Here is an 11,519-nt window from a genome sequence, read left to right on the forward strand (position 1 = left end):
TGAAGATTAATCTCTTCATTATCATAAGAGAATAACTTCGTACCTTTCTCTACCTCTTGTCCCTCTTTTACCTCAATATCTTTCACTTTTCCTTTAGCCGAATCCGCATAGAAACTTTCAATATTCCCAGGCTTCACCTGACCAGAAACTAACTTCGTATTATTCAGCTTACGCTCTGTCACTTTCTCAAAACTTACAGCATCTGTATTCGTTATACTTTTCTTCTTACCCTGCATCATATAAATATTAATAAACACAACAATAGAAATTAACAAAAGAGAACCAATAATAATAAAACGTTTTTGTTTTTTTCTCTTTAAATGAACTTTATCTAAAATCATAATTTTCTCCTTTAAACCGTGTTTTTTAAAACTATTTAAATTTTTATACAATAGTAAAAATTAGTCAATCTAAAATTCTCAATATGCAATTATGCATAAAAGTAGAAAATTAAATGTATATTCTGATATCCTAATGGAGGAATTAATTCTAAAATTTGTAATATTCAGGAGGAATTTGGGATGTTATTTAACGTTGTGTCAAAATTAGGTTGGACAGGGATTACTATTGGAACAGCTAATACACTTATCGGAGCACTTATGACTGGTAGTGATATCTGGACTGCAATTTCAGTTGCTGGTTTAGCATTTGGTGGTGGAATTGGTACAGCTATTTCTACAATTGGTAGAAAAGCTATCATGGAAGTAGTAGAAAAAGTAGGCAAAAAGAAAGCTGCACAGTGGTAATATAAAATAATAAATGCTTTTAGAAATATTTATATTTCTAAAAGCATTTACCATAAAGACATAATTCATCGGGGTAATAAAAATGTGGAAAACTCTATCTGTATATATAAAACTTAATTTCAAGTATACTCTAAAAAGAAAAATTGAAGTATTAGACAAAAAAATATTTAGTAAATTAAAAATCGATACAAAAAAATATTTCGTTTTAACTTTAGCAATTTTATACTTAATTGAATGCGCTTTATTAATGTCTATAAGTGGATTAATAACAAATCAACTAAAAAAAGCTTTTTCAATAGAATCTGTAGTTTATTATTACTACGCTTTTTTATTTTTATACGCTTCATTCCTTCCAATAATTTCAAGAACCTTCAAATTAATAACCCCATTTGACAAAGATTTATTATTTAAATCGCCACTACATAATAATAAAATTTATATAATGCTATGGCTAAATGATTTTATAAAAAATAGCCCAAGTTTCCTAACTTATATTGCCATAGGTATAGGAATTAGCTTTCATCTTAATAACAAATTATCATTTTATACAATTACAATTTGTTTAATCTTAATTAGCACTATAATTTCTTATATCTCACAACATATTTATATAAGTTTAAAAGTAAAAATGATTCAACAAGGCTATGGATATAAAGCTTTTATAAGTTCAATATTTATAGGGATTTTCACCTTATTCGTAACAATCCTTATTGCAAAATTATTTATCAATCTAAGTGTTCCATCTTTTAAACTATTAATCAATAAAATTAAATTGAATCATTCTTTTACTTGGGAAAACTTTTTATCAATACTAAACAATACAATGCTCAGTATAGGTGAATTTATTAGAACTATCATCGATAGTTGGGCACCTAGCGCAATAGCTACTAGAATACTTTTTAATAACTTACAAAAAACAGATATCAAACTAATCCTATTATTAATATTAATAATAATTATTATGTTACCAATAACTCATAAAAAATCAGGATTTTGGTATAGAACAGAATTTAATAAAATTGTCACTAAAGTAAGTGGATGGATCCCACATTATGGTGTTTTTTTACAAAAAATAACAAAAGATTTTTTAGTTAAAGTACAACTAAAAAAATTATTTAGAGACAACGAACAATTATCTAAACATTATACGTTCTTTTTTATTGATTTTAGTATTTGGATGTTTGGAGGATTAGCTTTTACTTTATCAAACTATAGTTCTTCTGAACTTTTCCAACTATTCGGAAGTTGTTTTATTATACATGCAATTACTAGAGATGCATTTTCATCAGGAAATACTCTATTCCCTGGACACTTAAATTTCGACTCAGATGGGAGAAGTGTTAAAATTTTTCGTCTATCTGGAACAAATCTCTACAAATTATACAAAGCAAAAATTAAAACACAACGTTTATTAGGAATACATGAATCATTAATAGGTTTATTAATAGTAATAACTATATTCAAGACAAATTATTACACATTATCTATAATAGGTCTGATTTTTATATTGAATTTAATAGTGAGCCCACACTTCTCATTATTACCATCATATATTAGTCCACACTATAAAAGACAACATTATACGGAAACCGGAACTTATAAAGAACAAGAAATTCTTGGCGATTCAATTTTCAATCGAATCACAAATTTGATAAATATAGCTATTACATTTCCCTTTTTAGTAGCTTATTTAGCAAATATAAAATTTATATACTTCTATATAATATATAGTCTATGGATAATACTTATAATAATAATTGCAATAATATTTATACATCTAACATGTAAAAAAAATAGTTCATTGATTAATAAAGGAGATATTATTTCATGATCCTAAAACCTTTAAAAAAACAATTTATTTTAGCAGCATTAATATATTTCGGAACAGTATTATTTGGAGTTTTTTCATATTTTATAGTTCCATATGATTTAGGGGAAATGGGAATTAATACTAAGACTAATTGGTTAGAATATTTCATTCATAATGGAACAATTAATCTAATAATTATATTTAGCTTTTTATCACTTGGTTTAATAACTGTTGGTTCACTTTTGTTAAATGGCATAGTAATGGGATATATGTTTGGTCATGCAATTCAAACAAATGCTGTAATGAAATTTTTATTATTATTAGCCCCCCATGGAATCATAGAAATTCCAACTGCATGGTTAGCTAGTGCGGTATCCTTTTTTATCATTTCATATACTATAAAAAAGATAAAAAACAAAGAAAAAATAGATTTTAAATTTCTTATATTTACAATTTTAAAATACACAATTATAACTGAAATTTTAATTCTTATTGCAGGAATTATTGAAGAAAACATAACTTTAATCTCATAAAACAAGGAGTGTTTACCATTTTATTGGAAGTGTGTAACGTTAATAAAGATTATGGAGATAAAACTATTATTGAAAATTTAAATTTAAATTTGAATAATAAAGAAATCATAGCAATTATGGGTTCCAATGGAATAGGAAAAACTACATTACTAAACATAATTACAGGATTAATAAGACCTGATTCAGGAGAAATTTATATAAAAAAAATAAACCCTTTTGATGATGTAAAAGCAAGAAAACATATTGGATATATACCTATAGACGGTTTTTTATATGATCATTTAAACGCTTATGAAAATCTTGAAATGATAGCAAATTTATATGGTATAAATTTCAAAGATATTGATATTATAATGCTTCTAGAACAAGTTGGATTAGAGTTAACCGATGCAAAAAAAGCAACAGGAACATATTCCTTAGGTATGAAACAAAAACTTAATTTCGCATGTGGGCTTATACATAATCCTGATATAATAATACTAGATGAACCATTCAATGGATTAGATCCTAATTCTACAAAAAATTTCAAAAAATTACTGAAAAAATTATCTCAAACAGGAAAAGGTATAATATTTACAAGTCATCTTCCCGAAACAATTATAGAACTTGCAAATAAAGTTGTAATAATGAACAATAAAAAAATTACTGCTCAACAGGAGTTAAACGAAAATAGTAATGTAGCAAAACTATTAGAATGGTTTGAAGAAACATTACATAAAAAGGAGTCTGAAAATAAATGAACCCTCAAAAATCAAAAAAAAATTCTAACATTAATTTCTCTGAAATTTTCGCACTAATCTTCAGTATATGTATTTGTATTTATTTCTTTGGATTTAATTTTAAAATCATTTCTTTATCATTAGGATCACTATTAATATACTTCCTAATTAAATTTATACAAAGAAAACAATAATAGGAGATTATACAATGAATACACAACCAAATAATAATACCCAAAATGTAAACACTAAACTATCAAATATTATTACTAATCCAACCACAAAACTATTAAAAATAAAAGATACACCTAAATTTGGATTATCTTTAATTATCAATATTATATTTACAATGATAATAACTGTAATAACCAGTTACTATATGCTAAAAGACCCTTCCGTTGTCCAAAATGATGCATTTAAAAATATAGAAGGTATATCTTCTAAAAGTATAGAAAATATTGTTTTAGTTATTGGTGGTATACAAAGTATTTTTACAGTAATAATAAATATATTAATTACTTCTCTGTTTACCTTATTATTTGTTAAAATCTTTAAAGGAAAAATAAATTTCAAACAATCGTTTTCTTTAAATACCAATATCTTTACAATCAGTGTATTATCTTCAGCATTCACATTATTAATATATGTAATATTTGGTTTAAATCCTGCAACATCTCCTACTAGTTTAAGTACATTAATTAATGAAGATGGATTTTTAAAAGGATTTATCAATCATATAAGCTTATTTAATATTTGGTCTACTTACATTCTTGTATTAGGATTAAAAATCATAGGAAAATTAGCTTCAAATAAAGCATGGACTATTGCTATGATTTTCTTCATATTCAGCTCTATAGTGGAAGGCATTTCTATGATGATAAAATAATTAAAATTTAAAAAACAAAAAGAAGAACAAACTAAGAAATAATCTTATTTGTTCTTTTTTTATTCAAATTAAAAGTAAAACTTTTAAATAAAAGATGACTCAAAATATTAACCATCTTTCATAGCCCAATACCAATATTCTTATAACCATGAACAAAGTAGAAATTAAGTGTAGAATTCTAAAAAAGAAAGGGGGGGCAAGCTACGAGTTTGGCATGCCAAATCCCAAAACGTTGTTTTTGACCCGATAAAAGATTCCTACAATCTTTACCCTTTTTTCGATCTCAACATTTAATTTCTCATCCAAAAACAGTTGTCGCTTTGCTCGATTTCTTATTTTTATGAAAGTAAACTCTTGAATATTAGTTTACTTTCAAAACTTTAATGAATTTATATATTAAAGTTTAATGTTATAATGTTGTATAATTATTAAAACCTCTTTAAATCAACCGCGCAACCATAAGTTGCGCAGTTAGTAACTAATAACTTCTCGTTTATTTTATCTGTTTTAGATATATTTAAAACACAAATACTACACAAGACAGGTGATCTATCTTATGAATTTATCGTACAACTTAAAACAAAAAAGAGAAGCATATAATTTCTCACAAGAAGAAATTGCACAAAAATTAAATGTCTCCAGACAAGCTATTTCTAAGTGGGAAAATGGAAATTGTTATCCTGATTTAGATAATTTAATTCGATTAAGTGATATATACAATATTTCATTAGATGAATTAATTAAAGGTGATGAAGAATTACAAAAAAAAATTATAATCAAAAACACAAACAACCCATTTAAAAATTCTTCATGGTTTATCGCTATCCCAATTATAGACATGTTATACGGATTAATTGCTATGGTTTTAAGCCACTTTTAAAAGTCATTTATAAAATGACTTTTTTATTTTTCCCTTATTTTTGATCTATTCATTTAACCTTTAAATACTGTATATTTTTTGTCTTTAGCAAATGTAAACTTTTAAATATTAGTTTACATTCATTTTCCCTTAAACATTGACTTCGAACCAAAAAACCTGATATCCTCAATTTACGTAACAAAAGTATACATTCAAAACACTATAAATAAAGAGGTCATAAATCCATGAATAAAAAGCCACATCTTATTGATGTACAACCCATCCGTAGCAAAGAACAGATTGAAGATATGAAATGGGCTCTTAAACGTCATTGTTCCGAAAGAGACTATATTCTCTTTCTTGTTGGAGTTAATACCGGACTACGCGTGAGTGATCTACTCCAACTCGAAACACAAACCATAATAAAATTAAAACGAAAAAAGAGAAAAGAATTCAAAATCAAAGAAGGAAAAACAAAGAAAGAACGCATGATTAACCTTACTTCCATTTTTGATAAGGTATACTCTTATGCTCAAACTCTAGATAACACCTGGTTATTCCCTTCTCGAAAAGGAAATCAACCCATTAGTAAGATCCAGGCTTATCGACAATTGCAAAAAGCCGGAGATTTTGCCGGTATAGAATCCATCGGAACCCACACTATGCGCAAAACCTTCGGCTATTGGTTCTATAAACAAACAAAAGACGTAGCTATGTTACAAGAAATTCTTAATCATAGTACACCACAAATTACACTTAAATACATTGGTATCAATAAAGAGGAAAAAGACAACGTTTTAGATATATTTTATATCTAAAACGTTGTCTTTTTCTATTATCAACATAAAACTAAAAAATCAAATATATATTTTATATTCTTGTATTTTCATCATCAATAAACTTATACTAAAAAAGCAGAACTCCTATAGAATATAACGTTCTGCCATAAACAAAAGCGTTTGATTTTTTATTCTATAGGGCGGCCAATCGCCGTAAAAAAACTATAGAAGGAGGTGTAAACATGAATACATTGAGGAGCATAACAAAAGTTCGATCCTCAAGTAAAAAATCATACAACTGTAAAGCAAAAAACAGTTAATTGATCCAAGATTCTACGCCTAGAACGGAATAGTTTGTTCTTATAAAATATCACTAACCTATTAGTAAAAACTACGACAAACAACTATTTGGTTGGCCCCAATAAGTTGTAAAAGATTTGTCTCAAATCTAAAAGATCTACCCTAAAAACTACGACAAAAAGGCTCTTGAGATGGCACTCAAGAGCCTTTTTTTAAATAAAAAAATCTAGTACGGCTTTTAAAACCATACTAGATTTTTGCGTGTTCTACTTGTTTCTCCAGTCTTTGACTTTAATAGCACTAATTATCAGGTCTACGACAACCCAATACAATCTAATCTTACCGTGGTCAAACACGATTGGCAGTCGCTCCCACTTCTAGATTTACAATTAGAACTTAAAGGAATCTAAGTAATATAATTACTCACCAAGAAACCACATTTTTAAGAAGAATGTTATAACTCCAGAGGCTATCTGACCTACTACTTTTCCAGCGAAATCAACCCAATTCCCACTGGTTTTTTTTCGTAAACCTGCCTTTTTTTCATTTTCGATTCTAGCCTTTCTAGTTTGTCTCATAAAATATCTACCCCCATATTAGTGTTTTTTTATCAGCACTAATGCAAAGGTAGTAAGATCTAATCTAAGTTTACATTGAAGGTATAATTTTACAAGACTTTTTATTAAATTAAATAATGAAATAATAAAAAACATATTAATAGCAAAGAAATGCTTGTATACTGATCTGTACTGCATTCCCTTATTATATGTATACTATATTTCTATTCTTCTTTTTACTATATGAAAACAAAAAAACTAATCTAAACAACATGCTATATAGCATGAACTTTTGTCTCCTTTTTCTTTTCTTGTTGCTTTTCTTTCAATACATAATCCAACAGTTTCTTAAAATAAATAATTTTAGATTTATTTTCACTAGAAGAATTCAAAATCCTTAATATTCTAATTAAACCCTGCTGTTGAACCTTTAGAGGTATCATAAATTTCCTCTAAACTTTCAAGTCTAAAAAGCGCATAATTAAGAACAACTTCATCTAATTTAAATAGAGATTCTTCTTTCTTTTTTATATCTGAAAAATCATCAAAATTTTTACATAAAAAATTCTGATCTATAAATGAAACTAAATCCTTATCAGAAGAAAGTAATATTTTATTTATTAATTTATCAGTATTCACAATATAACTCCTATCTATCAAATAATATTAACATCTTTCTTAATTATACATATATGTTACTCTAAATCTAAAATCTGTAAAAATAACATGTTTATAGCAAGGGAATGCTTGTAAACTGATCTATACTGCATTCCCTTATTGTATGTATGCTATATTCTTATTCGCCTTTTTCTAACAGTAGAACCACGAATCTTGGCGAAGACATTGGTTTTTGCCCTGTCCTGGGGTCCGTCCTCGCTTTTTATTCCACGGTTCCCTTGACCACGAGCCTCTGAACCCTCAAACTCCCAAAGCTAACCCCAGCGGGCAAAAACCGCCCTTCTGGGGCCACCCCTGGCGAGTTTGCATGAGGGTTCCCCTCATCGTCAAGGAACTTTCGCGGCATAAACGCCAGGACTCAGATTGTAAATCTCAAAAAATCATTTTCCAAATAACCTCGCAAAAAAACCTTTTGATTCCGTAGATGCTGTTAATGATTTTGTTTCTTGTACTTCACGAATTGTTTCAAGCAATTTCTGATCCCGTTTCTCTAACTTATTATCAATATAGTCTTGTTGCTTTTGTAATTGTTCAATTAACAATTTATTAAATTCTTCTTGTTTCTCACTATATTCTCTAAGTTTACTAACTTCATTTTTTAATGATTTTAATTCCTCAGCTAAAATCTCCCCAGCTTCCTTACTAGGAACAGGCTTTATACTCTCTCCACCTGTAGCAAAATAATATTCAATTTGTTTTATTGAATAGTTCTGTTCTCGATGTAATTGCTTAACCATCTTCATTTGCTCAAGAGCTTTTTCATCAAAAATATTGTAACCTGATTCATTCTTCTCTAAAGGAATATATGTTTTTAATTCTTTCATCCAATTCCTTATAACATTTGGTGATTCATCTAAACATAATGCAACTTCTTTAACAGTCATCGCTATATAACCTGGGTTTTCTCCACCTAGGTATTCACTTTTATCCATCTTTTTACCCACCTTTAAAACCTAGATAAAAACCTTGATATTTTTAATATCAATGGTTATTTTCAAAAAAACCAACCTTAGAACCTAAGTATTAAACCTAGGTTCTTACTAATTCATTTTACTAAGGTTTATATCCTCCTGTCATATAAAAATAACGGATTTTTTCATATTTCTAATTCATACTTCATTTAACAAAGATATTAGCCGCGCTACAAAAAATTCTCTAATAACCTTGCAATAAGCCAAAACTAAAATCATTCTTTTGTTTTTTAACATAGTAAATTTCAGCTAAAAGATAAGTCATTTTATAAAATTGGAAATTCCGAATCAAAAAAGAGAGAAGAGCATAAGGGGTTTTTGGGCCCAACTAAGGGTTGGGACTAGGCGGGGCCTAGCTTAAACGTGGGTACACGAAAATTCCCAGGATGTCCACTCACTGACGACACAAAACCCTCTAAATGTTCCCATTATGTCTCTAGATGTAGACTCAGTGAGTACACAAAGTCCCTTTGATGTCTCCATATGAGTACTCACTAACGACATGATATTTTTAATAAATTGCAATCAAACATTACTTTAAAATACTAAAAGAAAACAATTAACATTAATTAAATATAAATCTATAATCTAGAAACAAATAACACCAAAATACAAAGTGCTATTTAAACGCTCCAGAATCCTTTTTAAAATATATAAATCTAAAACAATACTATTTGTCGTTAAAACAAAAATAAACGCTTAAAAAGCAAAATAAACAGGTTTAAAAGAAGGTTTTCCTTTGCTTTTGGGGTTGAGGCTGGTTCGTCGTGTGGGGACGAGCCCCCACGTATTACGTATCTATCAATGTGGTAAGTGAAATTATTAAGCGAAGGCACTAGCGGTTCGGCTCGTATAATAGCAAATTCAAGCCGATGATCATAATAGTTGCTTTTGGATGTATCGGCTTGGTGATATCCAAACTCGAGCCGAAAAAAGTTTTGCAAGGATGTAGCAAAGCGAAAAGGGTGGAGATTTTCTGTAGCAAAGCGAAAGAAAATACAACCCGTTCCTTGCGGAACTTTTAGCTATTTCTATATAGAGTAAGAAGGGACAAGCATACTAACGTCGAAAATCGTCAGTAATACCAAGGGTTTCAGGATTTTTCGTACTTACCGTTTTTGGTAAGTAAACTTACCGTTTTTGGTAAGTACGAATTTAATAAAAAAAGTCTACTTTAAAAGTAGACTTAGAATAATTTAATAGGTAAATTTTTAAGTTGTTTTGGAACCTTTCTAAACATAGCTTTAAGTGTCGGATTAACTTCATCTCTATTTCCTGAAAACATGATGTGAGGATTTATAAATAATGCATATGCTCTAACATTATTATCATCAACACCACTCTCTGAACGAGCTATAATACCTTTATCAATTAACTTCCTAACTAACGGACTAACTTTAGTTTCATGTCTTCCGATTTTTTTAGCTAATTCTCGCTGAGTTAATGGAATTTGTTCTTTTGAATTAATATCACTAACTAAACAATTACTTAAAAAACCTACACACATTGAAATATCTAATAAAAATACTTTTTCAGCATTCGTTAAATAATCAATTTCAAATAAATATTGAATATTTTGTTGAATAATTTGAACAAATTTTGCTTTATTTTTTATTTTACGTTCAGGAACTAATTTCATTCCTCTTGAACTAGCTTTTGCTTGAAGTTCATTCGCTATGTACATTTCTTCTTCTGACAGGATCTTTGAATTCTTGATATCTCTCAATCTTGCATTTTTTTCAGCCTGTTCTAAATTGTTGATATTTGACATAATCTTTCTCCTCTGTCCTAAAATTTTCAACTAGAGAAGAGGAACATTTTATGTTATGATTCTTATAGAAATTAAAAATAAAGATATTCAAAAAACCTCTCCTCTAATTGTTTGTTTGGTCGCTTTCAATTATAACATGAGAGGTTTTTTTATTACCATAAATTAAAAAAACCTTAAATTATGATACTGTTATTATTCATAGCGTAATGCTTCAATTGGATCTAATTTCGCTGCTTTATTCGCTGGAATTAATCCAAAAATAATACCTAACACCATAGAAAATAACACCCCTCCAACAACAACATTCCAAGAAACAAGTGGTGGCCATTTTGCAATTGATGAAACAATATATGCACCACTATATCCAAGACCTATACCTACTAAACCACCTAAAAGTGTTAACATAACAGCTTCAATTAAGAATTGTAACAATATTTTACCACGTGTTGCTCCAAGAGCTTTACGTATCCCAATTTCACGAGTGCGTTCTGTTACAGATACAAGCATAATATTCATTACACCAATACCACCAACAATCAATGAAATACTAGCAATACCACCAATAATCATTGTCATAATATTTGTCATTTGAGAAATACTTTCTTGAATTTCTTTTAAATTCATAACCTCATATTTCCCTGTAAACTCAATAGGCTTACGACTATTTAATACATTCGCTGTTTTTTTTCCAGCATCATCTAAATTATCTACATTTTTAGCTTGAACAGAAATACTATTAATTTCTTCTGTCCCATATAATGTCGGCCATAAGGAAAGCGGAATTAATGCTTCAGAATCTCCTATTTCCATAAATCCTTCTTCTGCTTTATATACACCAATAATTTGCATTGGTTGACCTTTTAATTCCATGATTTTTCCAATAGGGTTTTCTGATTTAAATATTTTTTTT

The 11,519-nt window shown here is 28.3% G+C and carries 13 protein-coding genes; 7 read left to right on the forward strand and 6 right to left on the reverse strand.

The window, feature by feature from the left end:
* A partial coding sequence (locus BM089_RS29725) for a biotin/lipoyl-binding protein (protein ID WP_139213362.1) occupies positions 1–341 on the reverse strand: 341 nt, incomplete at its 3' end.
* A 180-nt stretch (positions 342–521) separates the two neighbouring features.
* Here BM089_RS29725 and BM089_RS29730 point away from each other — a divergent pair.
* From BM089_RS29730 to BM089_RS29760, 7 genes are all read left to right on the forward strand, one after another.
* A complete protein-coding gene (locus BM089_RS29730) occupies positions 522–746 on the forward strand; it encodes a putative cyclic bacteriocin (protein WP_026565834.1) in 225 nt (74 codons plus the stop codon).
* A gap of 82 nt (positions 747–828) precedes the next feature.
* Positions 829–2,577: a hypothetical protein gene (locus tag BM089_RS29735; RefSeq protein WP_026565835.1), complete on the forward strand. Its 1,749-nt coding sequence runs from the start codon at positions 829–831 to the stop codon at positions 2,575–2,577.
* A complete protein-coding gene (locus BM089_RS29740; RefSeq protein WP_051633644.1) occupies positions 2,574–3,089 on the forward strand; it encodes a stage II sporulation protein M in 516 nt (171 codons plus the stop codon). Before BM089_RS29735 ends, BM089_RS29740 begins: the two co-directional genes overlap by 4 nt.
* 29 nt (positions 3,090–3,118) lie before the next feature.
* Positions 3,119–3,829 carry an ABC transporter ATP-binding protein gene (locus tag BM089_RS29745; protein ID WP_142670033.1) on the forward strand — a complete coding sequence of 237 codons (711 nt, stop codon included), beginning with the start codon at positions 3,119–3,121 and terminating at the stop codon, positions 3,827–3,829.
* 187 nt (positions 3,830–4,016) lie between these two features.
* Positions 4,017–4,694, forward strand: a complete 678-nt coding sequence (locus BM089_RS29750) for a YknW family membrane protein (protein WP_026565827.1) — start codon at positions 4,017–4,019, stop codon at positions 4,692–4,694.
* 556 nt (positions 4,695–5,250) lie between these two features.
* Positions 5,251–5,574, forward strand: a complete 324-nt coding sequence (locus BM089_RS29755) for a helix-turn-helix domain-containing protein (RefSeq protein WP_035445656.1) — start codon at positions 5,251–5,253, stop codon at positions 5,572–5,574.
* Positions 5,575–5,798: 224 nt separating this feature from the next.
* A complete protein-coding gene (locus tag BM089_RS29760; RefSeq protein WP_026565828.1) occupies positions 5,799–6,371 on the forward strand; it encodes a tyrosine-type recombinase/integrase in 573 nt (190 codons plus the stop codon).
* Positions 6,372–7,051: 680 nt separating this feature from the next.
* On the opposite strand, the gene BM089_RS31300 is transcribed toward BM089_RS29760, so the two are convergent.
* The 5 genes from BM089_RS31300 to BM089_RS29780 all read right to left on the reverse strand — a co-directional run.
* Positions 7,052–7,210 (reverse strand): hypothetical protein, encoded by a 159-nt coding sequence (locus tag BM089_RS31300; protein ID WP_155928658.1) that lies wholly within the window; start codon positions 7,208–7,210, stop codon positions 7,052–7,054.
* Between the two features lie 384 nt (positions 7,211–7,594).
* Positions 7,595–7,828, reverse strand: coding sequence for a hypothetical protein (locus tag BM089_RS31705; protein WP_231507733.1), 234 nt, complete (start codon positions 7,826–7,828; stop codon positions 7,595–7,597).
* A 419-nt stretch (positions 7,829–8,247) separates the two neighbouring features.
* Complete coding sequence (locus BM089_RS29770) at positions 8,248–8,799, reverse strand: MerR family transcriptional regulator (protein WP_026565829.1); 552 nt, start codon at positions 8,797–8,799, stop codon at positions 8,248–8,250.
* A 1,225-nt stretch (positions 8,800–10,024) separates the two neighbouring features.
* Positions 10,025–10,609 carry a MarR family transcriptional regulator gene (locus BM089_RS29775; protein ID WP_026565830.1) on the reverse strand — a complete coding sequence of 195 codons (585 nt, stop codon included), beginning with the start codon at positions 10,607–10,609 and terminating at the stop codon, positions 10,025–10,027.
* 192 nt (positions 10,610–10,801) lie between these two features.
* On the reverse strand, positions 10,802–11,519 hold a 718-nt coding region (locus BM089_RS29780), incomplete at its 5' end, for an ABC transporter permease (protein WP_139213363.1).

The sequence above is a fragment of the Bacillus sp. 5mfcol3.1 genome, assembly GCF_900114335.1.
Taxonomy (GTDB): Bacteria; Bacillota; Bacilli; order Bacillales; family Bacillaceae_G; genus Bacillus_A; species Bacillus_A thuringiensis_S.